Origin of the sequence: Corynebacterium sp. (genome assembly GCF_030826625.1) — a bacterium.
Taxonomy (GTDB): Bacteria; Actinomycetota; Actinomycetes; order Mycobacteriales; family Mycobacteriaceae; genus Corynebacterium.
Window position 1 is genome coordinate 13,683 of record NZ_JAPJNQ010000010.1, and the last position, 25,151, is coordinate 38,833.

The following is a 25,151-nucleotide window of genomic DNA, read 5'->3' on the forward strand; positions in this document are numbered from 1 at the left end:
TGTCCCGCATGCGTTGATGCTTATATAGGCACCCCTATTGTGGGGGTCAACCAGCGGGTTTTGGGTCTCCTTTGTTAGGTATTCCTGCTGGTAGCAGGGTTGTGTTCCCTAAGGTGGATTAGTGATACCTATAGATTTGCAGAGCATTGATAGGGCTAGCATTTTGCTGCCGAATTGGTACTGTAGGTATCACAACGAACAGCACAGAGCGAACAAAGTCAATAAACATCATGGCTTTGGTTCTGGCTAGTTTGACAGATTGAATTTCTACGAAAGGTGTGAGTTTTCATGAACGAGAAGCTGTTTAACTTGATCAACAAGCAGGTTACTAACGAGCACGGTGCTGCTTTGATTTACACCCAGCTGGCTTACGAGCTGGATGAGCTTTCCTTGCCAGGTATGCGCGACTGGATGTTCGCTCAGGCTGCCGAAGAGCGCGAGCACGCACAGAAGTTCGCTGACCACTTGCTGGATCGCGACGAGAAGCCACAGATCGGCGAGATTAGCGTTGACGAGCTGAAGATTGAAAAGCCACTGGATGCTTTCAAGGCTGCTCTGGAGCACGAGAAGAAGGTTTCCGGCCAGATCCGCGACATCGCACGTTTGGCTGACGAGGTCGATGACCTCGACTCCCGCACCCTTTTGAACTGGTTCCTCGATGAGCAGATCGAAGAAGAAGCATCTGTTTCCGAGATCATTGATCAGCTTGAACTGGTTGGCGACAACGGATCCGGCATCCTGCGCATCGACGCTCAGTTGAGCGAGCGCTAAATTAGACACTAAACCGGCTGCTGGGCGGAAGCTTTGACAGCCAGGTTTTAGTTCGGTGGGTGTGTGCACTGCATGCACCCACTTTTTTCATGCCAGAAACCGAAGAATTTAAGGTAGCCTATACACTCATGGATGCGCTGCCAATTGATGAAGATGAACTCCGCTATGAACTCGGGCGCGTGGCAGGCGATCCCGCAAAACTGGACCAAGTCTGGCAACGTCTGGCGACTGGCGGATTCCCGCGTCGCAGTACCGACGGGCAGGCTTATGTCTTTGCGGTGCGCTACCGTGATTTACAAGCAGCGACCACCCAGGAGCTGCCACCATTAGATGAGCAGATAAAAAGCGGCCTTCACCTGCACATTAACCGCTTGACGGATAAGCTGAAATACGAGCTAGGCATGATGAACCATGTCCCTGGCACCGATATCTGGACGTTGCGGGTAGCAGTATCCCAGCACTACCAGGGCAGTTACGGGTTTCAACTCAGCCACGGCCAGCGCACTCCAGCGCTGTGCGATCCGCACGCCAGGCGCACGTTGTGGATCGAGGATGGATTTGGGTTTTCGGAGATCTCCACCTCGCCCGCGGTCAGCGACACTAGGATGGCGCTCAGAAAAACCCACTGTGCTGGGATTAATCTGCGAGTGTATGTGCCAGAAAACGCCAGCCGGGTTGGCCTCCTGACGCTTTTCGACGGCGACAAGTGGTGCAAAACCAACCTGGATGCGCATATTTCCGCGCTCAATGAAGACGCTAAGCTGCCGATTGCGTTAGTACTCGTTTGCAATGATTCCAACGCACAACGCGTGCAGCGTCTTGGGCTGGATGAGGAATTTCTGCACGCTGTGTGCACACAAGTACAGGCTCACGTCGGCAAGCTGTTGGCAGAAATCGGGGTGGAGCTCGTAGCCGAACAGAATGTCCTCGCTGGGCAATCACTTGGAGGTCTTGCCGCGCTGTATATCGCGCAAAAGTTTCCGCAGACTTTTAGCGAGCTGATCGCACAGTCGCCGTCGCTGTGGTGGAAGCCGGATAAATCCGCTGTGCCCACGGATAACAATCTGCAAAACACCAGTTGGATAACCGAGCAATTTTCGCGCCAACCCGTGATGCCTCGTTTGCGCATTGATGTGGGGGCGCGCGAGGATGTCGGGGTGGCGAAAGTTCATCTGCTGGCGCGCAAACTGAGCGATTGCGCTTGGCCGCACCAGCTAGCGGTTTATGAAGGTGGACATGACTATGTCGCCTGGCGAGGGCAGTTGGTAGAGCATCTGCGCGAAATTTTTAGCAATCGAGCGTAGCACCGCCGTCGACGCGTAAATCGTGCATTGTGATGTGGCTAGCCGCTGGGGAGGTGAGGAAATAGCAGGCCTCGGCGATTTCTTGGTCGGTCGCAATCTTTTGCAGCGGAATGCCCAGCCGGAATTGTTCGGGGTTGCCGGCGATGATCCCGGAAATATTGTCTTCAGCGGATGTATTTTCGCTCCACATGCTGCGTAGCATGCCGGTGTCGGTGGAACCCGGTGAAACGATATTGCACCGGATATGGTGCGGCGCCAATTCTAGTGCCAGGGATTTTGCAAATGAGGTTGCTGCAGCCTTGGAAGCAGCGTAACTAGCCATGCGCAGGCGGGGGACAGTGGCAGCATTGGAACTGATGAGCACCAAATTTGCTTGTCGACGAAACGTTTCTGGTTGCTCCATCATGTGTTTTGCCACCGCATTCGCGGTGTTTACTAGCCCGATGACGTTGACTTCGAGGTGATTACGCAGGGTATTGGCGCTATCCAGTGGCGTATCCGGTTGAAGAACCCCGGCGCAATGCACGAGACAGTCAACTGGACCATGTGTGTTAATCGCTTCTGTTAATGCGCTTTGTATCGATGCAGTGTCGGTGATGTCTTGGTCTGGCAGATCCCAACCAGTGATTGTATGCCCGCGTGATTGGAATAATTCGACGCAGGCTTTGCCGATTCCGCCGTTGGCCCCGGTGATGACTGTATGCATGGTTTAAGTGTGAACAACTTGAATGCACCATGCAAGGTGATCTGAATCATTTTAGGCTTGCGTCTGGTTTAGCTGTGTACGCCTACCCCATAGGAATTACCCCCAATTCCACCCCCTGTGTCTCACATCTCAACGGGACGGGTTTGGGGTCGGGATTTACTGAGGTGACACATATTGAGCTGGGCTTATATATCAAACATTAGTTGTAATCGTGATTCCAATTTTAGTCGGTAGGTGTAGGTGAGACTCGGTTAAGTGATTTCAGGCGTGGCAAGCCTTGGTGGAATGGGGTTGGTGGTTTAGCATGATTTTCGACTTAGAGATTGCCAGAGGAAATTCATGATCTTCAGGAAATCGACAGTTTCATTTGAATCTCCCACAGGAAGCTTTGCTGGGCGAGGACTCCTGTTGACAGAAAGGTTTTCCGTGAAAAATCACACCCCTAAGAAATGGGCCACGCAGCGCGCTCTAGCTGGTCTTATGGCTGCTGGAGTAGCTTTCGGCGGCTTCTCCGTCGTGAACACCGTACCTGCATTTGCACAGGACGATACTGCAGAGTGCACGGCGGAGGAGAAAGCGCGACCACAGATCGGTGAAGGCATTCTTCACATTGAAGAGAAGAACTATGCACCCGGTGACGTGATTACGGTTAAAGGAACCGGATTCAAACCTCGCGGCGAACAAGGATTCATCACTTTTAAGATCAACGCAAACAAACTGACGTGGCCAGAGGACCAGTCTGCAGGTGCAAATCTCAAGGGAGATGCTCCTACTGACCTGCAATTAGACACGCCTTTGGCTGATGGAACGTTTGAAACCAAGCTGGTATTGCCGAAGGCTACCCCACGAGGCGAGGCATTGAAATCGGGTCAATATGAGATCCGGGCAGTTGGGGGTAATGATCAGCAAGGCCAGCTGAGCGTGCCTACCAAAATTCACATCCTCGCGCCAGGCGATCAGGCCGGTGCCTGTGGCACTCTTGGAGCCCCAGCCCCAGCTCAGCCAGCCCCAACTCAGCCTGACACTCCACCAACTTCTGAGGCACAGCCAGCCCCAACTCAGCCTGCGCCAGAACAGACAAACCCAGGAGCTGAAAACACTGCAAAAGCCACTGTGGTTGAGGCGACCACCTATGGCGCCGACGGCCGTGGTGTCAAGGCCGGCCAGGTCAACGTGAAGTTCAAGCTGGAAGGCTTCCCAGCAGGACAAGACGTGGTGGCAAAATCCGGTGACAAGCAGGTGGAATTCGTTGCTGGCCGCCAAACTGCGAAGACCATCAAGGTCGGCGAAGACGGAACCGTTGAAGGTACCGCTATCTTTGCGCCAGGCCAGGCACTTGAAGGTGAACACAAGATTGGTTTCCGCGCTGGTACCGAGAAACCTGTTCGCGCCGAAGCAACTGTCCAGACTGAATCGTCCGGAAACATCTCTAACAACGCAGCACAAGGTGAAAAAGCAATCTTCACCGGTGTGAACCTGGCTCCAGGTGCAAAGATCACTGCCGTCGGAACCGCCGAGAAAAACTGGCTGGCCGAAGGCCAAACAGCAACTGCCAACGAGCAGGGCGTGGCAGAAATCAAGGATGTACAAATCCCAGCAGATGCAGTATTCCGCGCCCCAGTGCAGTTCAGTTACGAAATCGGTGGTAATACAGTTACCCGCGTGCTGAAGCAGACCGTTGCGGCTTCGCAAACCAGCTTCAACGAGCAGAACTATGAAATCAACACGGTGGAAACCGCCCCTGGCCTGTACCAGAGCGCTGTCAACGACAAGGGCGAAATCTTTGTCGCTCGTTCCAACGGACGCCCACCGAAAGAAGATGGTTCCATCTACAAGCTTGATGCAGCAACCCTCAAGGTTAAAGCAGAAAAGAAGCTTGCCGACGGTACCCCAGCGGCCTACGGCATCGGCCTGGATAACAAGAGTGGCCTGGTATGGATAACCAACACCCGCAGCGACCAGGTCGCTGTTTACCGCCAGGACAACCTGGAGCTGGTGCACCAGTGGGAAAAGGGCAGCTCGACTCACCCACGTGATGTCGTCGTCGATGAGACCACCGGCTTGGCATATGTCTCGATAGTGGATCGTCGTTCCGACTCCGGGCGCATTGATGTTTACAGCGCGCAAGAAAAGAAGATCGTCCGAACCATTGAGATTCCTGAATTCCCGAGCGTCATGTCGATGGATCTGGATCAAAAAACCGGCAACCTGTACACCGTTTCCTTGAGCTCTCCGAAGGCTGCGCGCATCAACGTGCGTAACAACGACGAAATCAAGACTTACGACTTGGGCGACAAGGTAGATCGTGCATCTGGTGTTGCTTACGTTCCAGGCAAGGACGTTTTCTACGTCGCATCTCAGGGCACTGGTAACGCAGTGGTAGTTGACGCTAAGGATGGCAAGATCATCGCGGAGATCCCAACCGGTGCAGGCGCGCTCAACGCGAAGTACAACGCAACTGACAACCGGGTTTACGTCACCAACCGTGCTGCAGGAACGATCACCGTCATTGACGTCAACACCAACACGGTTGTTGCAAACCTGCCAGCTGGTGCTAACGCAAACCACGCATCTGTGGGACCAGATGGCGCTGTTTATGCCGTAAACAAGGGCTCTCGTGCCAATGACACTGAAAAGGACGAGATTCACCGTTACAAGTTCAACGGTGTGGTAACCCCAGGTACCCAACCGGGCACTCAGCCAGGTGCTGGTGCAGAAACCCCAGGTACCAAGCCAGGTGCTGGTGCAGAAACCCCAGCTCCAGAAGAGCCAGCTCCGAGCGACAACGGAAGCTCTGTGCTGGATAACGCTCACGCCGGTGAGACCACGTTCCAACGCGTCATCAACTTCTTCGTTGGCCTCGCAGGAATCGGTGCAGCTGCTTTCGGTATCACTCAGCTGATCAAGCACTTGGTACACATCGGCGTAATTCCACGCCACCTGGTACCACCACACCTGCACTAATTAACTGAGTTGGAGATCTTCAGCAGAATTTCTCCACCATGCAACCGGGGATAAACGCGTGCAACCCTGCAACCGTTTATTCCCCGGTGCGTTCACTATCTACTACTGCAGCTAGCCCTGCACCTAACGCTTCCGAAAATACTGCTCTAAATCGTGAAAGGCCTTGCTGCTGCCATGAAAATTCGCTCAAAAACTATGAGTGCACTGGTTTTAACTGTACTGGCTTCGCTGGGCCTGGCAGCCTGCTCAAATGCCAATGGAGATTCTGCTTCCGCAGCCGTCGATGGTGAAAGCCGAGTAGTAGTAGATGTTGAAGGCACCGAAGTTGCCGTTCCTGAACACCCAGAGCGCGTCGTCGCTCTGTCTGAACCAACGCTTGATGGACTACTTGCGTTGGGCGTAACCCCTGCGGGTACTGTCACTGGCCGCGGCCAGGGGACCGTAGCGAATTACCTGCAGGAACAGGCCAGCGGAATTGAGCTGCTTGGGGCAGTTGCCCAACCCAATTTCGAGGCCATCGGGGCAGCTAATCCAGATCTCATCCTGGTTGATGCCACCTCGATCAACAACAACCCACCGATTATCGCTGCGCTGCGTGAAATCGCCCCAGTGGTGTTCACCGGATACGCAGGTGGCGACTGGCGAGAAAACTTCGCACTGACAGCAGAAGCGATGAATATGGAAGAGCAGGGCAAAGAAATCCTTGCTGCTTACGAAGAAAAAGCTGGTGAGCTGAAAACTGCTTTGAGCGATTACAGCGACTCCACCTTCTCGGTGGTTCGATGGCAAGGAAATTCTCCAGCGTTGATCCTGAAAGACCTTCCTGCAGGTAGAGCCTTAGAGGATGTGGGATTATCGCGTCCAAAAAACCAAGATCGTGAAGGACGCGGACACTCCGAGCCAGTGTCTTTGGAAAACCTCGCGGATATCGACGCCGACTACATCTTCTTCGGAACCCTGGGAGGTTCTTCGGTGGATAACCCGGAAGCGGGCGGTACCGCCGATGTTGACGATGCAATTAAAAGCATCCAAGAAGCTCAAAAAGTTCCTGGATTTACCGAATTAAAAGCATTCCAGTCTAACCGCATCATCCCGGTAGACGGTTCCGCGTGGACTTCCACCGGAGGCCCGTTGCTCATGCACAAAATCTTGGACGATATCGCCGCCGCTCTCATTTAGCTTCCGCAGGTTAAGCCTTAATTAAAGGATCGCATTCCCATGTACTCAGTTTCTCGCTCTCTTCACTCGGCTCGTCCGGCCGTCGTCGCAGGATTTTCCTGTCTGTTGCTGACCGGCATTCCCGTTGCCATGCTGAATCCCGAAATTCACTATGCACAAGCGCAAGTCAATGCAGCGCAAGATAATAATCCCATCACCGTGGTGCAAGCTGAAAAAGATGGCACCATTTTGCAAGTGCAAAAAAACGTCGCAGCCGGTGGTGAAGCGATAGTGAGAGGTGAAAACTGGGGAGCCGGTTCTACCGTCACGGTGAAATTGAATATTGAAAACAATGCGCAATTGACCCGCACCCAAGACATCATCAACCACCCTGGCAATGGGCAACCGGACCAGACCATTTGGGCACAATTCAATGCTGATAGTCAGGGTTCGTTTACTGAGAAAATTACATTGCCGGCGAACCTGAAAGCAGGGCAAGCGTTGCGGGTTAACGCTGCCAGCGGTTTGATCACGGGGCAGGAGCAACATTCGTTGACCAGTCCATGGTTGGTCGTTGGGGGCGTGGAATACGTTCCGCCGAAAAAAGAGATCATCGAGTGCACCAACACCACGCCGAAGCCGGAAGTAAAAGCGGCTGCAACCGCGGAGAACGGCAAGGTGAAAATTTCTGGAACCGGTTTCTGCAACGCTGAAACTGGAGGTGCACGCGTAGCTTTTAAATACAATGCGGGCCAGGTAACCCGTAGTGATGGAAAATACGACAACGCGACGATTTGGCACGTCGAACAAGCAGACCCGAACAACGGGACGTTTGATTTTGAAATGGATTTACCAACCCCGGCGACCTCGAAAGATGTTCTCAAAGAAGGAGAACACAGCATTCAAGTGCTGTCCGGTTCGTTGAAAGAAAATGATCCCGTGTTCACCGCGCGTCTGCCTTTCGTTATTGGTGAGTATCGACCGTCGGTACCTCCAGAGCCAGTGCACTACGAAGAAGATATCCCGGTGGGCACCGAACATGATTTGAAGATCACAGAATCGAATAACTCCTTGCGGGTGACGGTTAATGGTGGGAAGAAGGACGATTGGATTTTTGCCACCACCTATATTGCTGATGGTTCACCACGGCTGCCCTGGGGTAATTACTGGGCACGACTGAACGACAAAGGCGAGGTAGTCCTTCCACTGGATACCGTGAACGGCCGTCAGGTGCGCATCCCCGAAGGCAAGGTTAAGCTGGTGATCCAAAGTGGTAACCAAGACGACAAGAATAAAGTGTTGGGATGGGACTGGTGGGAACCGAAAAAACCTTCCACGAACACGCCAAATGGTCCTGCAACCAGGCCGGGGGTGAATACCGGAGCTAACACTGGTACCAACGCAGGGAATAACGCTGGCAACAACACTGGAAACAACACTGGCAACAATACCGGCGCGAATTCTGGGGCAGGAGCCAACGGAACAGCTGGTACCACGGGTAATGCAAGCAACGGCGCATCGACGACCACAAAAACCGCGAACAACGATATTCAAGAATTCACCGCGGCACTGGGAACCCTGGATGGCGAACTGAAAAAGCTGTTGGCGCAAGTCGAAAAGCCAGCAGAGACCAGAGAATCCAGCGATAACACCGGCGCTTATTCGGATAGCCCCGATTACGAAGCCGCACATTACGATGATGGCACAAACTATGCCGACGACAACTACCGAGTAGTACAGGCTTCGACGGCGGATAACGTCAACGCAGGGATCGCAGCTGGCCCAGCAGCCGCAACGACTGCAGGACAAACCGGCGGCGGACAAAGCTTCGCGGTGGATTCTTCGGCAATACAGCAACCAGAAAACCCAGCGGGTAACTGGCCAGCACAGCCGCAAGGAGAGCTGAACCAGCCCGTCGACAAGCGTGAAGACCTTGACGAAAGTAATTCCGGTGGGCTATCGGCAGCCTTCGACGGTGATATCGTCTACGTCCTGCTGCCATCCAAACAGCCGGGTGACTGGGTATTCCTGCACATCTACACTGACGACAAAGACAAGACGACGCCGGTCGGCTGGGCCCAGGTGGATGAATTCGGCGAAATTGCCTTCGATACCTCGGGGCTGCCCGACGGTTCCTACACGCTCGCCATTAGCGATAACAGCGGATTGCTCGGTTGGGTCGATCTCGATCTGGGCAATGAACTGGCTAAAGAAACCATGGGCCGTAATGCGGCAAGCCCACGGCTGGCCACCGCAGGGGCGTCGGCGATGCGGGCAGAAGATTGGCTTTTGATCGCAGCCGGTATTGTGCTCTCAGCCATTTGTGCTGCTGTCGTGGCATTCATAGCGCGCAAGAAAAACTAAACCTTCGGCATACAAGATCTTCGGGAACGAGAAAAGAAGAACATGAGTGGGCAAAGGATTCTCCAGGCCGTACGCCGAGTTGGCGTCGCTGCGGTTTTTACTGGTGCATTAGTAGCGACGGCCTTCCCTGCTGCAGCACTTCCTCCGGGTGGTGCATCGCCGGATACCCCGGGGACGTCGACGAGCGTAAGCCCGAGGACCGTCGAACAATGTGGCACCATCAACTGGACCGTGTCAGGTTTTCCTGCAGGCGAAACCGTGCATCTAAAAATTGATGACGGTGATGGCACTGATCAGGCAACTCACGGCGCAGGTGTGGTGCAAACGCAGCGTATTGGTAGTGGCGGGAGTGCTTCTGGTTCGCTGCAGTTACCTTGCGATATTGCCCCGGGCGGCCACTGGGTGCGCTACCTGGCTACTGGCGGCGAGAATAACCTCGGCTATACCGCACGTGGCGGCTCTGATTTCACAGTTGTAGCCCGTAGCGGTGGCAATACCGGTGGTGCCGGTGGCGCTGCTGCAGGGCAACGCCCGAATAACCAAGCAGGCGCTGCACGTCCGAACCAAGGCGGCGGGAACCAAACTAACCGCAACCAAGCAGCCCGCGGTCAAGGGCAAGCGCAAGCGCCGGCACGCAATCAAGGCCAAGCTCCTGCGCGCAATCAGGCTCAAGGTCAAGGCCAAGCTCCTGCGCGCAACCAAGCGCCAGCTCAGGGAGCACAAGCGCCGGCGCGTGCACAAGGTCAAGCACCTGCACGTGCAGGTGCTAATGGTGGAGCTGCTGCAAGCAGTGGCAACACTGGTGGTAGCGCCGGTGCCCCTAGCGGGGCTGGTGGTGCGCAAAACCAGTCCGGAACCAGCGGCGGCGGGTCCGGTGCCCCTGGCGGAGCCATTGGCATTGATGGATCTTTCTTGGCTGAAGGCGCCAATACTGGTGCTGGCTCGGCAGGAATCTTCGATAAAAATGCCGATGATCCGTCCCAGCCCAGTGGAATTTCGCAGGCGGCTGCACAGCAAAGCTCGGGTGCGCGTGCTCCTGTGATTGGAATGTTCGTGGGTGGTGCTATCTTGCTGGTCGGCTTCACCGCGATCAATGTGTGGGTGCTGTTGCAGATGCGCCGTGATCGTCGGGAAGAACGAAACAACCGCGAGCAATACCTCCGTCCGACGCAGTATTTCCAGGGCTGATAGCGCGAATCACTGATGACGAGATTTAAACTTTTGCCGGCCGCTGTTGTCACAGTGGCCGTTCTCTTCTCCGCAATTGCGGCATCGCTGTTTTTTGGCTCGAACAATATTGCCCCGGCACAGGTCTGGGCTGCGTTGAGCAACAACGGTGATCAAGCCAGCAACGTCTTGATTTTGCAGCAACGGTTGCCCCGCACGATCTTGGTGATCTTGGTCGGGGCTGCGCTGGGAGTCGCGGGCGCGTTGATGCAAGCGCTGACCCGCAACCCACTGGCCGACCCTGGCATCTTGGGAATTAACGCCGGTGCTTCTATCGCGGTGGTTGCTGGCGTCGCCTTCTTCGGAATCCAGGGAATCCTGAATTACATTTTCCTGGCTATCATCGGTGCATTGCTCGCCAGCATCATGGTGTACCTGCTTGGTGGCGCCGGAGGGCATTCGGTGCCCACCCCAGCGCGTCTGACTCTCGCCGGTGTAGCAATTTCGATGGCGATTAGCTCACTGGTGCAGGCGATTATCCTGTCAAACGCGAATGCATTCAATGAGTTTCGCTATTGGGCTGCTGGATCGGTAGAAGGTCGCGGCTGGCTCGTTCTGGAGCACATCTGGGTCTTCATCGTCGTCGGTTTGATTTTTGCTTTCGCTTCGGCAGCTTCCCTCAACGCATTGTCTTTAGGCGAAGAAATGGGCACTGCCCTGGGTGTGAAAGTCTGGCGTACCCGCATCATGACCTTCGCGGCGATCACTATTTTGGCAGGAGCGGCTACTGCTGCCGTCGGCCCGATTATGTTCGTTGGATTGGCAGTCCCCTATGCTGCTCGCGGATTATTTGGCCATGATAACCGCGCAATTCTTGTGGGATCAGTGTTCATCGGCCCGGTATTCCTTTTAGCTGCCGACGTGTTGGCGCGGGTGGTGATCATGCCGCAAGAAGTACAAACCGGATTGCTTTCGGCAGTATTGGGTGGCCCAATTTTTATTGCGGTGGTGCGCATGAAGAAGATAGGGGCGGTGTAAATGAAGCACAGAATTTCTTCGCCCAGCCGGTACGCAAACGAGTACTCAAGCCGGTACGTCAGCCTGTTCGGAGCACGGTTTTATCGCGCAAGTTTGCTTACTGTGAGTGGTTTGCTCGCGGTAATCCTTGCGGCCTCTATCGTGGGCCTGCTGCTGGGAGATTACCCCATGACCTTGGGAGAAACCGTGGCTGGGCTGTTCGGATTCGGCAACGATCCGCTGATTAGATATTTCGTGCAAGACCAGCGCCTACCGCGCGTACTTGGTGCGATCATGGTGGGCACGGCATTGGGTATGGCGGGCAATATTTTCCAGCGGTTGTCGAATAACCCCCTGGGTAGCCCCGACATCATCGGTTTTAGCACCGGCGCCGCTTCGGGTGCTCTAGTCGCGATCATCGTCGTGCAGGCCGGGCCCGCCGCCATCGGCGTTGGTGCAATGCTGGGCGGGTTGATTAGCGCGACGCTGGTGTATTTTCTGAGTATTAAAAACCGGCGGGTCAGTGGCACCCAATTGGTGCTCGTGGGCATCGGTGCCGCTGCGATTTTGCAAGCGCTCAATTCGATTTTGATCGTGCGCGCTGAATTGGGACCGGCCCAAACCGCAGCGCAGTGGCTAGCCGGCTCGTTGAATGCAACCACCTGGCCAGAGATCGGTGCCCTCGTGGCAGTGCTGGCAGTCTTCGTGCCGCTTGCCTTGTTACTAGCGCGCCCGTTGCAGATTATGCTCAGCGGCGATGATTTGGCAGCAGGATTAGGCGTCCGCGTGCATCGACGACGACGAGAAATGATCGCGGTGGGCGTCGTTTTGACGGCACTTTCGGTTGCTATTGCTGGGCCAATCGCCTTTGTTGCACTCGCTGCACCCCAGCTTGCGCGTCGTTTTGATCCTGGGATCGCGATGTTGAGTTCCGGGCTCATGGGTGCCGCGTTGGTGCTGCTCAGCGATATCATCGCGCAGCGACTTTTTGCCCCGGTACAACTTCCCGTCGGTGTCGTCACAGGCAGCCTAGGCGGAGTGTATTTGATCTGGTTACTACTAAGAAAGTGGCACACGAATGAACACTGACGTGATTTTATCGGGCGAAAACCTACAGGTTGGATACGGCGGCAACCCGATTATCGATAGGGTGAATATTGCCATTCCGCGAGGAGAAATCACCGTGATCGTCGGGCCGAATGCTTGCGGAAAATCCACGTTATTGCGCGCCCTTTCCCGTGTGCTTCCCAGCACGGGAATGATTTCATTAACCGGAAAACCGCTGGCAGAAATGGGGGCGAAAGAAATTGCCCGCACCATGAGTATGCTCCCGCAATCACCGGTGACCCCTGATGGTATTCGCGTCGATGAATTGGTCGCCCGCGGCCGCTACCCTTATCAAAACGTCTTCGGTTCCTGGTCAGAGCAAGATGAACAAGCAGTCGCCGATGCACTAGAGCATGCCGGGATCAGCGCCCAAGCGACCCGACGTGTGGACGAATTATCTGGCGGGCAACGCCAACGGGTGTGGCTGGCGATGGTGCTGGCGCAAGACACCCCGCTGGTGCTGCTGGATGAACCCACTACCTATCTGGATATCACCCATCAGGTAGAAGTTCTCAACCTGAGCCGAAAACTGCAACAAGCAGGAAAAACCGTCGTGATGGTTCTGCACGAACTGTCGATGGCGTTTCGATATGCGACCAACTTGGTGGTGATGAAGGACGGTGCGATTCAAGCCAGCGGTCCGGTCAACGAAGTAGTGACACCTGAGCTGATCTCGCAGGTCTACGAGTTGGACTGCATCCTGCTGGAAGATCCCGAAACCGGCCGCCCGATCGTGGTGCCGAAAAATAACTGAGTACTAAACCGATTACTACTGAGCACTAATCCGATTACTTCAGAAAGGCCTTATGTCTTTACCAGCTATTACTCCCTATTCATTAGCCGACGTGCTGACAAAGCACACCGTCGCTGACTGTAAGCAAAACCTCCTGGACTGGACAATCGCCCCAAACCGGGCTGCACTTTTGGTGCACGATATGCAGCAGTATTTTGTCGATGCTTACCAGGAAAACTCGGAACCAATCAGCACGGTCGTCGCCAATATCGCTAAGCTCATTACGCTTGCCGACGAAGTGGGGATGCCGGTGTTTTTCTCGCAGCAACCAGCCCGGCAGGCACCGATCCGTCGTGGTCTGCTGACTGATCGCTGGGGAAGCGGGCTGCAAACCGCAAGTCAGGCTGCCGTGATTGCTGCATTGACACCGCAGGAGCACCATCATGTATTGACTAAATGGCGCTATTCCGCGTTCGTGCGCACAGACTTCGCAGAAGCGCTGCGCTATGCGGGACGGGATCAGCTGCTGATCACCGGAGTGTATGGCCATATTGGATGCCAGGTTTCTGCCGCAGACGCATTCATGCGAGATATTCAACCGTTTGTGGTCTCCGATGCCATCGCGGATTTTTCAGCCGCCAAGCACGCGGGCATGTTGCAGTGGGTTGCCAATAACTGTGGTGTTGTTGTCGATACAGCGCAAGCAATGGAAGCACTGGAAGCAGCGCAAGCAGCGGAAGCAATCCAGCAATCATGAGACCGCAGTTTATATTCAATCAGGCGCACTCTGGGGTAACGGCCTATGGGGTGGAACGTCGCTTCGAATCCGTCGACTGTGCTCTCGAATTTGCGGATCGTGGCGAATATCCCCTGGTTGGGGCGATGCCGTTTCACCCACAGGATACGGCGGCGTTGTTCATACCGTCGACAATCACGCTTGCCGACGGCCCGTATCTCGCTGCGTCTGAGCGTGATGACAAATCGCGTAAGCAGGCAAGCCAACCTCAGCGGGCAAACCGGCTGCTCCATACCAACTACTTACCGAGCTGGGACGAACATGCTGGCAGAGTTGCGCGCCTGGTGGAGCAGATCCGTTCCAGCGAATTGGAAAAGATCGTGGCCTCCCGGCGGGAGGTGTACCAGTTTGCCGACGCGATCAACCCGTATCAGGTGTTTTCGCGCTTGGCGAATAATTCGACGGAATATTACAGCCATTTCGTCGACCTCGGCGGCGATGAGTTTTTCCTAGGCAACAGCCCCGAGGTGTTGATTCGGAAGACCGGAGCGATCATTTCGTCGTTCCCTCTGGCAGGAAGTGTGCGTCGCGAAAAAGACCCGTACAAGGATCAACAGCTAGCGCGGGAGTTGGAACATTCCAGTAAAGACCATCACGAGCACGCTTTCGTGACAGAAGGAATCAGGGACACACTAGCTCCGATGTGTAAGACTTTAACGGTTCCAACTAAGCCTTCACTCATGTCTACTTCGCACACGTGGCATTTGGGCACCCAAATTCTCGGTGAATTACATGATCCCACGGTAAGCGTGGTGGATTTAGCGCGCATGCTGCACCCCACTGCAGCTGTCAATGGGGCGCCGTCAGAATTAGCGCAATCGATTTTGGCCACCGAGGAACCATCCCGCGGGCTGTACGCCGGGGCAGTCGGTTGGGCCAATGCTGCGGGTGATGGTGAATGGCGGGTAGCGATCCGCAGCGCAATGATCGCCGGTGATACCGCGATTGCCTATGCCGGTGGCGGAATCGTTGCTGATTCTGACCCACACAAAGAACTCGAAGAAACCAGATTCAAACTAGGTCCTATTCGTGCAGCGCTCGGCATCACAACCGCACAACAGCCCAGGAACACAGAATTAACCGGCGCACAGGATTAAAGGAGAAAAATAATGCAGCATGATCCGCTGTATCCATCCGATGTAGTAGATGCATACCGGCAAGCAGGCCTGTGGACGGATGATACTTTCGTCAATTTTTTTCACGATGCCGCTCAGCGCAACCCACAACAAGAGGCAGTATGTGGACCTGACATGGGTGGAAACTGGGTGTCACTGACGTATCAAGAACTCGGGCAGGCAATCGATGCCACGGCGGGAGCATTAGCCGATCGCGGAATACACCGTGGGGATTACGTTGTGATTCAACTGCCCAATATTGTGGATTACGTTATCTACGTCGCCGCGGTATTTCGCCTGGGAGCGATACCTATATTCAGTCTGAATTCACACGGCCGCGCAGAGATCACTCATTTTATCCGCACCACCGCTGCGCGTGGCTATATTGGTTCCGCCCGAGCTGGTGTTAAAGCCGCAGAACTGCAACAAGAATTTCCTGGTTTATTGCTGATTCAGCAGCCAGCATTGGAACACCAGCAGGGCAGAGACTGCCTAGAACCACCAGTGGTACCAGCACTGGATTTAGCCTTTTTGCAAATTTCTGGTGGTACCACCGGCACGCCGAAACTGATTCCACGGACGCACGCTGATTACCTATACTCCGTGCGTGAATCTGCGAAAATCTGCCAGCTGTCTGTACAGACACGCTTCTTAGTGGTTTTGCCTGCCTCGCATAATTTCACGATGTCGTCGCCAGGAATCTTGGGCGTATTTTATGCTGGCGGCACCGTCGTCATGTGTGATGAACCATCACCATCGGCAACGATGCACATGATCGCTCAACACGGCGTAACGATGACGGCGCTGGTGCCTCCGCTGGCATTGATGTGGGCGCGGCTGCAGCCGATGGTGCAGTCCGATTTGAGCAGCCTGCAGTTACTGCAGGTAGGTGGCGCGAAGCTTACCCCGGAAGCTGCGCAGCGGGTAGCCCAGGGGATTGGTTGCCAATTGCAACAGGTGTTTGGAATGGCCGAAGGGTTGGTTAATTACACGCGCTTGCACGATAGCGACGAACTGATCATGAACACCCAAGGGCGGCCGATGTCACCTGCTGACGAAATTATCATCGTGGGCGAGGACGGAAAAGAAGTTCCGTTCGGAGAAAGTGGACGGCTGTTGACGCGTGGACCGTACACGATTCGTCGTTATTTCAATCATGCTGATCCGGGGTCTTTCACTGAAGACGGTTTTTATTGCACCGGTGATATAGTTCGCCAGTTGCCCAGCGGGCATTTGGTGATCGAAGGACGGGAAAAAGACCAGATCAACCGCGGCGGTGAGAAAATCTCTGCGGAAGAAATCGAAAACCACCTGCTAGCACACCCCGGCATCAACGATGCGGCGGTGGTCTCTGTTCCAGATGAGTACCTCGGTGAACGCTGCGGGGCCTTCATTCTTACAGAACAGTTGAGCGAAGCAGACATCTTAGAGCACCTGCGTGGTCGTGGCCTGGCGGAATACAAGATCCCGGATGTCTTCCGTATCGCTGCTCAGTTCCCATTCACTGGCGTCGGCAAGATCAGCCGGAAAGACCTTCGCCGTCAACTCCAGAACCAGTTCGTCAATCCTGCTTAAACCCTGCTTAATTGAAAGGAAAGACTTTTCATGTCTCAACCGATCATGACCCTCGAACGCCTCCGCTCCGATATCGCGCAAGTATTGGATTGTGAACCCGATAGTCTTGCCGACGACGTTGCGCTGACTGATCAAGGAATGGATTCCATCCGGCTAGTCACCTTGGCCGAAAGCTGGCGAATTGCCGGCTACAACGTCAATTTTCACACTCTGTTCGAACAGCCCTTTCTGCACCAGTGGCTCGCTGCCTTTGAAGAAAACTAAGGAATATCGTGGCGAAGGCCGAGAATTTTTATCTTTCTGCAACGCAACGCGATATTTGGTTGGCGCAGAGCAAGTATCCCGAAAGCGCACAATTTCAATGCGCTGAGCTGATTCACTTCCCAGGTGAGCTTGACCGCGAACTATTGCGTGAGTGCATCCTGCATTGTCTGCGGCAGATCCCGGTGGTTTGCGCTGATTATGGCAGTGCCGATTATGGCAGTGCCGAACAAGCTCGCTATACCCCCGAGGCGGACATCCCTGTGCATCTCGTCGCGAGCGAGCACAACTACGGTGAGGAATTATTCCGTTGGGCATCGCGCACAGTGACGGTGCCGGGCACTGCTCCGTTGACGGAGCACTACCTGCTGCAGCTTGTCGACGGCACCACAGCCTGGCTTGCGCGTTTTCATCACCTCACTGGTGATGGCTACTCCATTCATCGCATTCTGGATTTTATATGCCAGACTTACACCCGTCGCGTTGCTGGGCAGCCAGATCCAGCCTCTCCGTTTGCGCCGGCAGCTGAATATGCGCGACCTGCAGAATTCACTCCTTCTGCCAGCACCGAACAATCGGCGATGATGCTGGGAATTCTGCAAGACAGCGCAGTACACCACAGCGCAGCGCTGGACGGCAACACGCTCGGTTGCGACGAAGTGGTGGTCACAGGGCACGCGAGAGTGAGTACTGCTGGCTCTGTCATTAATACCGTGGCGCAATATTGCGCTAGCATGGCCAATTCTGCAGAGATCGTGCTGGGATTCCCACAGCTAAACCGTCCGATGGGGCAAACGGCCGTCGACATGCGCCCCCAGGTTTCCATCAAAACCCGCAGATATGATGCGCACCAGGACGAATTCACGGATGTAAATTGTTCCGGATGCTGCCCGCACATTAATCTTCGCCCCTTCAGTGCACAATTTCGTTGCGGCAACCTGGTCGGTTCGATGCGCACCATCAGTGCCGGCCCAATCGACGACATTGAAATCATTGTGCAGTCGTGCCCGGACGGCCAACGCGACATCTTCGTCATGGCACGTGGCAGTAACCTGCAAAAAATCGTTGACAATCATGCAGCACGGCTTGCTCACGCGATTGACAATCCCGGCGAACCCGATTTTCTGCTGCCTGCTGAACGCTCCGAATTAGCATCTTTTCAGGGGATGCAACACCGCATCGCTATGCCCACCTTGGGTGAAAACTTAGCGACCGTACTGAGTGGTACCCGGAAGACGCTTGTGCGCACGAAAACCACGCAACTGGATACCCTGCAATTAGGAGAAAAAATCTCTGGACTTGCAGCGGCACTGCGAGCCGCCGGGGTGCAGCCAGGGCAGGCGGTGGTGGTTCATTTAGAACGTGGAGTGGACTTCATCGTTGCCGTCGGGGCTGTCATTAGCGTTGGTGGCGTATTCGTGCCGATTGATCCGCAGCTGCCGGTGGAACGTCGACAAGCAATGGCACAGACGGCACAGGCGCAGGTTCAAATTGGCGGGCCAAGCGTTGGATGCATGGTAGTTTCGTCGCAGCAACCGCCACACGCACCAGTCGCACCGGCTACGCGGCAACCCGATGATGCTGCTTATATTATTTTTACCTCAGGCTCGACGGGCACACCGAAGGCTGTGGTGAATACGCATGCGGGCATCACTAACCGTTTGGCATGGATGGCCGCAAAATATGGTTTGAACAGCGATGATGTGGTGTTGCATAAGACACCGTCGTCGTTCGATGTTTCCATTTGGGAATACCTGTACCCCTTGACCTATGGCATGTGTGCGTGGCTGTTGGAACCGGGAGAACACACCGACCCGCAAGCGGTGCAAGCTGCGCTTCATCGCTCTCGCGCTACCCTGTGTCACTTTGTGCCTTCAGCATTAAAAGGTTATTTGAGCTTGCATGACCCGCAGGTGCAGATTTATCTCCGCAACGTCATGGTTTCGGGGGAAGCATTGCCTGCAGGTGTGGCGCAATCTGCGCGTAAACAACTTGCGGCCAGGGTGCATAATTTATACGGCCCGGCAGAAGCCGCGATTGATGTTACGGCGCACACCGTCAGCGATGAGGATACGCAATTCGTGCCGATCGGTGCCCCGGTGTGGAATACGAAAATTTTCATAACGGATTTTCGTGGACGGCAATTGCCGAAAGGCTTCGGTGGGCGGCTGATCATTGGTGGCGTGCAAGTTGCGCAAGGCTACAAAGGCTTGGCGAGCCCAGCTTTCAGCAACGGAACTTATGACACCGGGGATCACGCGGCCTGGCTTGCCGACGGCGAACTGCACTACCTGGGCAGAAAAGACTCACAGGTGAAACTGCGCGGCCAGCGGCTTGAGCTGGGCGAGGTGGAAGCAGTACTGCAGCAGCATCCTGCTGTTGCGCAAGCGGTGGCCGTGATCCGAGAGTATCGTGGCCAACCCGCGCTCATCGCATATGTGGTTGCTGAGGATTTAAGAGATTTAAGAGATTTAAGAGATAGCCAGGTTGAAAACCAGGGTGAAAGCCAGGTTGAAGGCCAGGCGGGAGATATTTCAGCTGCTGATTTAGTGGCTGAGGTGTCTGCTCTCTGTCGTACCCGATTGCCTGCGTACATGGTGCCGAGCCATATTTCACGCATCGCTGTTATCCCGACGACGATTAACGGCAAGCTCGATCATGGCCGTTTGCCGGATCCAAACCACCACAGCCAGGGGCAGCAAGCAGAGCCTCTGCTGGATTCAGGTGAAGAAGTGCAGATCGATGACCCGGTTTTGCGTGCTTTTAGTCAAGTACTAGATACCCCTATCAGTGATGTGCACACCCACTTTTTTGAAGCCGGTGGAAATTCCTTGTCAGCGATTCAACTCGCGAAACTACTGAACCTGCGTGTCGCCGATGTTTTTGCGAACCCGACCCCGGCGCAGTTGGCACAGGTGCGGCGAGCTGACGGGTTTGCGGAATTTTTGTGGTTGCGTGAACCAAAAGAGAGCACAGAGCTCATCGTGTGTTTCTACCCCGCGGGCGGTCTGGGGTGGGCGTATTTCCCGCTGGCTTCCGTCGTCCAGCACGATGGCCGCGGCATTGTTTGCGTGCAGTCAACCCAACCGGACGCGACGGTGCAAGAAAAAACCAGCCGTGTGCTCGCATTTTTGCGTGAGCATAAGGCGACGCGCGTGCACCTCGTTGGTTGGAGCGTCGGTGGCGTGGTGGCGCAAGACTGTGCGGTGGCGTTGCAAGATTCTGGGATCGCCGTTGCTGGTGTTGTGCTGTTGGATGCTTACCCTTCGGAGGTTTGGAAACAACTACCTGCGCCTACCCGGCAAGAACTGTTGCAGGGAGTTTGCGATATGGCGGGAGTAAACGCCGAGGTTGCGACTACCAGTGATGTGCTGGGTGCATTGCAGGACTCCGCCGGAGTTTTCGGGCAGCTCAGTGAAGAAGAGGTGGGCACGATCATCACGATGGTGCAGCATAATTCGACTGAGATGCGTAACCACACCACGCGGTACTACGACGGAACCGTGCATTGCCTGGTGGCAGGTGATGAGTGTGATGTGCGTTCAGAGTTGCTCGTGGCCTCGGCTTGGGAACCTCATTGTGAACACGTCGTCGAGCACGTTGTCGCTGCTACCCACCCGGGGATGGTCGCGCCAAAGGTACTTCGGGTGGCTGCACAGCTGTTAAGCAGTGAGCGTCCAAAGCGAGAAGGGGATTTTCAGTAAAACCGAATTAAACTGCCATTCTTATTGCAGGTTGTTTATGGATTAGGCTAGGCTTGCTATTTGGTTCGCAAATTTTTTCTGGAAGGAAAGCTATGACAATTCGTCGTCATCGTGTGAAAATCGCTGGTGCAACTCTGACTGCTCTCAGTCTGTTCCTCGTTAGCTGTAGCCAGGCTGATGAAGATTCAGCAGCAGATTCTGCCAGCACCACGGAAGCAACCAACACCGATTCTGCATCTGGTGCCGATTCGTCCAGTGAAGATGATGCGACTTCGTGGCCACGTACCGTGGATTCCCTCGTCGTTAATAACGGTGAAGTTACCGGAGATACCGAAGAGGTTGAGCTCACTGAAAAGCCACAGAAGATTGTTTCTACTTCGGTGACCCTGACCGGTTCACTGCTGGCGATGGACGCGCCCGTGCAGGCGACCGGCGGTGCAGCTGCTGGTGGATTGGCCGACGATGAAGGTTTCTTCCTGCAATGGGCAGATGCGGCCAAAGAAAAGGGCGTTGAGAGCCTGTATAACCTCGAGGTGGATGTTGAAGCGATCGCTGCGCAGGAGCCAGACTTGATCGTCGTCAGTGCTAGTGGACAGGACTCGGCCGTCACTGATTACGACAAGCTCAGCGCAATTGGTGCCCCGATCATGGTGGTGGATTATTCCGACCAAGATTGGACTGAGGTCATGAGTCGGTTGGCCGAGGCTACCGGGCATGAAAAGGAAACCGCGGAAGCCATCCAGGAATACGAGGATCGTCTGGAAGAGGTCACCAAGGCCATTGAGCTTCCTGAGCAGCCAACCAACTTCGTGATGCCACTTCCGGGCGATCGCGGATTGAACTTCTGGAGCTCAGAATCTTCGCAGGGCCAGCTTCTGGAATCCGTCGGATTCGAGGTTGCGGTGCCTGCCGACGAAATCGTTGACACCTCTGGCCCTCGTGGCGCCCGTAAGGACGTCAAGACCGTCGTGCCAGAAAACGCGACGCAGGCCGTTGCTGGTGAAACCGTGCTGACCATGAGCACCACCGGCGATGACCCAGTCGAGGCGCTGAAGAACAACCCACTGCTGGCCAACAACCCGGCCATCGCGAACGACGCCATCTACCTGATGAGCCCAGAGCTGTTCCGCCTGGACTTCTACAGCGCGATGACCATGCTGGATGAGCTGGAAAAGCACTTCGCGAAGTAATAATCCCGGCTTAAACCAGCAGCGGACTAACACCGTGGCTGGCCTCGAAGGATGCTTAATGCTGATAGCACCGTGGCTGGCCTCGGGGGATGCTTACATCTGATGGCCAAAAACATGTTTCGGAATCAATCTGCAGGGTGATGCGCTCGCCGTCTTGATGTGGCCAATTTATCGGCAAACCAGCCATCTGTGCTGTTCTAGTCGCCCTGGCGCCGGGTATTGCAAAGGCAGTCACTTCTTGTGGGTTGTCTAAAATGACAACTTTTACTGAGTCGCTTGCAAGATCGTGCAAGCCGTCAGGGGATATCCCTTGCAACGCGAGGATTTCATACCCCGTCATCACCCGCACCGTTCCGGTGTATTGGTTTGCCGCACCCGTGCTTTGCGACGGCGCAGACTGGGACTCGCCACCAGCGCCCGTGCTGCCACTGCCGCCTCCGCTTCCTTCACTACGAGCTTCATCCGAGATCGTCACCGATGCTTGGTTACCACCAGCACACACCACGATGCCGTCGACTGCCCCGCCATCGCAGCTCATGGAATAGTTCTGACCCGTGACCGTGGAATATGCTTCTACCACGACATCATTTTTTCCAGTTTCGACCCACTGGTCGATAAAGGCTTCGTGCACGGCTTTGGCAAATGGATCAGAAGTATTAGCCCCGGCAACGAAGTGCGGGTAGTTATCGGCGCTGCGCAGGATGTCCATCGGGTTGTCGTGCCCGTCGGCAAGCGCGTTGATAAGCTCACGCTCCGAGACTTCCGACCAGATAATTGCTTGCGCGGCATCGCTGTACTCGGCTGGAATCGCCTGAGCATTGACATTCCATTCTTGGCCGTCCTTGTGCATGGTGCCGCCGGCAAGCACGTAGCGTTCTACTTTGCGATCCGGCGAACTTGACTGCCACGATTTTTGCAGCAAGCCGTTGTGGTCGGCACTGGTCAGCAGGCGCGCGCGGCTGCCACTGGCGCTGGCAGCACCATCAGTGAATTCGTGTTCCAGCAGCGTGGTGCTGGTGAGATCGTCGGTGGGGTAGTGGACACGGATAGTGGTCATCTCGCCGGGGTTGTGTTCGCGTATCAGCAGGGTGGGATGGGCGGAATCGTCGATATGCACCAGAGAGTACTCACCAGCATCCAGGTTGTCGAGGACAGCACTGTAGGTTTGTGCAAGCTTTTGCGCCTGCTTCTTCTTTTGCTTCTCTGCATTTTTGGTTGGCTGCGCTTCTTGCGTCGTGTCTTGCTGTGGATTCGCGGTGGCATCGTCCTCGGCGGAGTTGCACGCGCTGAGAGTGAGCGCCGCGGCGCATACCAGTGTCGCTACGGAATATGGGCTGCGGATGGATGAACTGGGGGCGTATCGGTGAATGATTGTCACGGGGTTATCCTGCAGGAAGTATTGTTGGTCCGGTCTGGTGTGATGTGGATAATAGTAGGCTTTAATCTACCGTATCGATCACAGTAATTTCATGGGATCGATGATTTCATGTGATTTTTAAAATGGTGGCTCCTCTTCGTTGTGGTTGGTGGTTTCGTCGGGGGCGTTGGGATCGGTGCCTGTGGTGCTGTCGTTTTCGGTGTTTGCCTCAGCCGAAATCGTGGTGAAAGCGTATGCACTATCGGTAGGGTTACCGTCGGCTGCGGAGCCTGGCCCGGTTTCACGCAGCAAGTCGATGGCCTGGTGGATCGTGGCCAATTGCTCTTGGCAGGCTTTGATTTTGATCGCAGCGAAACTGTACCTATCCAGGCTGAGTTTTAGCAGGTTTAAATCGCTGTCCCAGAGTTGTTGCTCCTGGGTTTTCGTCATCGTCGTAAAACTGGAGTGCTGCTGTTCAGCGCTAAAATCGGTGTGCTGTTGCTTTGCGGTGAAGTCCAGATAATCTTTCCAGCCAGTCCCGGTTTTGAAGTTTATACCTGGTTGCGGTGTTTGTCGTCGTTGGCGTTGTGCCTGCTTTTGGGCTTCTTCGCGTTGGGATTTGCGGTAGCACGCTTGCCGTTGCCGCAGGGTTTGCACCCAACGTCGATTCGGATGCGCTAAAGGCCCGTCGGCTTCTGTGGATTGCCAGGTGCCATCGGTGAATAGCCACACGACGGTGCCGCTGGCGGGTTCAAAGATTGGGCGCGCACGTTTGTCAGTTTTGATGTTGTGATGGTGCTGGCACAGCGCGATGAGATTGGTAATTGGTGGATTGGTGTAAACCTTTATGGGGGTAGGCAGATTGGTGCCACTGTCACCGCCTCGAGGTGCAAACATGCAGGTGGGAAACGCCACTTAAGGCGTTGAACGGGTGCCGCTGGTACGTGGGGAGGTGCCAACACCATGTAAGTATTTAATCTGGTCCTATGAGTCAAAGTATCACTTCTTTAGTAGTCGCCCTCATCGCGCTCTTGGGCGTAATTCTCAATAATTGGTGGGCTGATAAACGCCGTGTAAAGGACCAAAAAGAGGCCGACAAACGGCGTAAGGACGACCAAGCAGCCGAGGACGCTAGGCGTAAGGCCGACGACAACCGACGCGAATGGGAACAACTGGAACAGCTCGAGCGCAATGAACAAGCAAGACAGCGCCAAGCGATCGCCAATTGTGTCAAGGCAATCTTTCTGGAAATGCAAAAGACCTCCAACGATATGTTGCAGTTTCAGTTAAATGACAGGACACAGGACGATCAGTTAGTACATGAAAAATGGATGACTTCGTTGGAAGGCTTCTACTGGTCCGCAACTATGCACTTAAATCTTTGTGACTTGGAAATAACAGAAGAGCTAGTTGCTGACTGTATCGGAGAAGTCTGGAAAGCAGTCGAAGAAGAAAAAGCAATTTACGACAAGGCGGTCGAAGCCAGAGCCCTCGGTCAATATGGTTGGCGTCCGTTGGTAGCAAACCTAAACCCTGCTAATGGTTCAATCATGGTGAAGCTAAGAGAGTTGACACAGGTAGCACAGGTGCAACTCAATTTAAACTTGGAGAGTGAGAGGATTTTATCGGGGATCGACAAGGACAACGCCGCCTAAGACAAAGACCACCGGGGGTTGCCCGCAAATCGTGGACACATAGTAGAGCTACCTAGTGGTTAGGCAGCTATTTTTTCTTCGTTTTCGATGTGGGTGATGTGGTTCTCGAAATCGACGGGGCTTGCCATACCGAGCGCAGAGTGCCGACGCCGACGGTTGTAGACGACTTCAATCCAGTAGGCAACGGCCTTGCGTGCGGCATCACGG

Annotated in this window: 19 protein-coding genes; 16 read left to right on the forward strand and 3 right to left on the reverse strand. The window is 54.8% G+C overall.

The features are described from left to right. Window positions 1–288 precede the first annotated feature (288 nt). Complete coding sequence (locus RCH87_RS02445) at window positions 289–771, forward strand: ferritin (RefSeq protein ID WP_306515167.1); 483 nt, start codon at window positions 289–291, stop codon at window positions 769–771. 128 nt (window positions 772–899) lie between these two features. Beyond that, window positions 900–2,075: an alpha/beta hydrolase-fold protein gene (locus RCH87_RS02450; RefSeq protein ID WP_306515168.1), complete on the forward strand. Its 1,176-nt coding sequence runs from the start codon at window positions 900–902 to the stop codon at window positions 2,073–2,075. On the opposite strand, the gene RCH87_RS02455 is transcribed toward RCH87_RS02450, so the two are convergent. Next, window positions 2,059–2,781 (reverse strand): SDR family oxidoreductase, encoded by a 723-nt coding sequence (locus RCH87_RS02455; RefSeq protein WP_306515169.1) that lies wholly within the window; start codon window positions 2,779–2,781, stop codon window positions 2,059–2,061. The two genes, RCH87_RS02450 and RCH87_RS02455, sit on opposite strands and share 17 nt — an antisense overlap. A gap of 426 nt (window positions 2,782–3,207) precedes the next feature. Here RCH87_RS02455 and RCH87_RS02460 point away from each other — a divergent pair, with 426 nt between their 5' ends. The 13 genes from RCH87_RS02460 (at window position 3,208) to fepB (ending at window position 21,932) form a co-directional block, all read left to right on the forward strand. Further along, window positions 3,208–5,745: a YncE family protein gene (locus tag RCH87_RS02460; RefSeq protein WP_306515170.1), complete on the forward strand. Its 2,538-nt coding sequence runs from the start codon at window positions 3,208–3,210 to the stop codon at window positions 5,743–5,745. Between the two features lie 174 nt (window positions 5,746–5,919). Then, window positions 5,920–6,924: an iron-siderophore ABC transporter substrate-binding protein gene (locus RCH87_RS02465; RefSeq protein WP_306515171.1), complete on the forward strand. Its 1,005-nt coding sequence runs from the start codon at window positions 5,920–5,922 to the stop codon at window positions 6,922–6,924. Between the two features lie 39 nt (window positions 6,925–6,963). Next, complete coding sequence (locus RCH87_RS02470; RefSeq protein WP_306515172.1) at window positions 6,964–9,267, forward strand: hypothetical protein; 2,304 nt, start codon at window positions 6,964–6,966, stop codon at window positions 9,265–9,267. 42 nt (window positions 9,268–9,309) lie between these two features. Next, on the forward strand, window positions 9,310–10,455 hold the full coding sequence (locus tag RCH87_RS02475; protein ID WP_306515173.1) for a hypothetical protein: 1,146 nt from the start codon (window positions 9,310–9,312) through the stop codon (window positions 10,453–10,455). A 15-nt stretch (window positions 10,456–10,470) separates the two neighbouring features. Further along, window positions 10,471–11,472, forward strand: a complete 1,002-nt coding sequence (locus RCH87_RS02480; RefSeq protein WP_306515174.1) for an iron ABC transporter permease — start codon at window positions 10,471–10,473, stop codon at window positions 11,470–11,472. Window positions 11,473–11,574: 102 nt separating this feature from the next. After that, the gene (locus RCH87_RS02485; protein WP_306515175.1) at window positions 11,575–12,540 is read left to right on the forward strand and encodes an iron chelate uptake ABC transporter family permease subunit; all 966 of its coding nucleotides are present in this window, start codon (window positions 11,575–11,577) and stop codon (window positions 12,538–12,540) included. Next, window positions 12,530–13,312 (forward strand): ABC transporter ATP-binding protein, encoded by a 783-nt coding sequence (locus RCH87_RS02490; RefSeq protein WP_306515176.1) that lies wholly within the window; start codon window positions 12,530–12,532, stop codon window positions 13,310–13,312. The genes RCH87_RS02485 and RCH87_RS02490 overlap by 11 nt, the downstream gene beginning before the upstream one ends. Before the next feature lie 52 nt (window positions 13,313–13,364). Beyond that, entirely contained in the window at window positions 13,365–14,048 is a 684-nt protein-coding gene (locus RCH87_RS02495) for an isochorismatase family protein (RefSeq protein ID WP_306515177.1), read from the forward strand. Continuing rightward, on the forward strand, window positions 14,045–15,184 hold the full coding sequence (locus RCH87_RS02500; RefSeq protein ID WP_306515178.1) for an isochorismate synthase MenF: 1,140 nt from the start codon (window positions 14,045–14,047) through the stop codon (window positions 15,182–15,184). Before RCH87_RS02495 ends, RCH87_RS02500 begins: the two co-directional genes overlap by 4 nt. 12 nt (window positions 15,185–15,196) lie before the next feature. After that, window positions 15,197–16,777, forward strand: coding sequence for a (2,3-dihydroxybenzoyl)adenylate synthase (locus RCH87_RS02505; RefSeq protein WP_306515179.1), 1,581 nt, complete (start codon window positions 15,197–15,199; stop codon window positions 16,775–16,777). 30 nt (window positions 16,778–16,807) lie between these two features. Further along, on the forward strand, window positions 16,808–17,041 hold the full coding sequence (locus RCH87_RS02510) for a phosphopantetheine-binding protein (RefSeq protein WP_306515180.1): 234 nt from the start codon (window positions 16,808–16,810) through the stop codon (window positions 17,039–17,041). An 8-nt stretch (window positions 17,042–17,049) separates the two neighbouring features. After that, window positions 17,050–20,742 carry an amino acid adenylation domain-containing protein gene (locus tag RCH87_RS02515; RefSeq protein WP_306515181.1) on the forward strand — a complete coding sequence of 1,231 codons (3,693 nt, stop codon included), beginning with the start codon at window positions 17,050–17,052 and terminating at the stop codon, window positions 20,740–20,742. Window positions 20,743–20,834: 92 nt separating this feature from the next. Then, a complete protein-coding gene (fepB, locus tag RCH87_RS02520) occupies window positions 20,835–21,932 on the forward strand; it encodes a Fe2+-enterobactin ABC transporter substrate-binding protein (protein ID WP_306515182.1) in 1,098 nt (365 codons plus the stop codon). A gap of 55 nt (window positions 21,933–21,987) precedes the next feature. Here fepB and RCH87_RS02525 read toward each other — a convergent pair whose 3' ends face one another. Further along, on the reverse strand, window positions 21,988–23,310 hold the full coding sequence (locus tag RCH87_RS02525) for a hypothetical protein (protein ID WP_306515183.1): 1,323 nt from the start codon (window positions 23,308–23,310) through the stop codon (window positions 21,988–21,990). Between the two features lie 117 nt (window positions 23,311–23,427). Further along, entirely contained in the window at window positions 23,428–24,186 is a 759-nt protein-coding gene (locus RCH87_RS02530; RefSeq protein WP_306515184.1) for a hypothetical protein, read from the reverse strand. Between the two features lie 89 nt (window positions 24,187–24,275). Here RCH87_RS02530 and RCH87_RS02535 point away from each other — a divergent pair, with 89 nt between their 5' ends. Further along, window positions 24,276–24,944, forward strand: coding sequence for a hypothetical protein (locus RCH87_RS02535; RefSeq protein ID WP_306515185.1), 669 nt, complete (start codon window positions 24,276–24,278; stop codon window positions 24,942–24,944). Window positions 24,945–25,151: the final 207 nt, after the last annotated feature.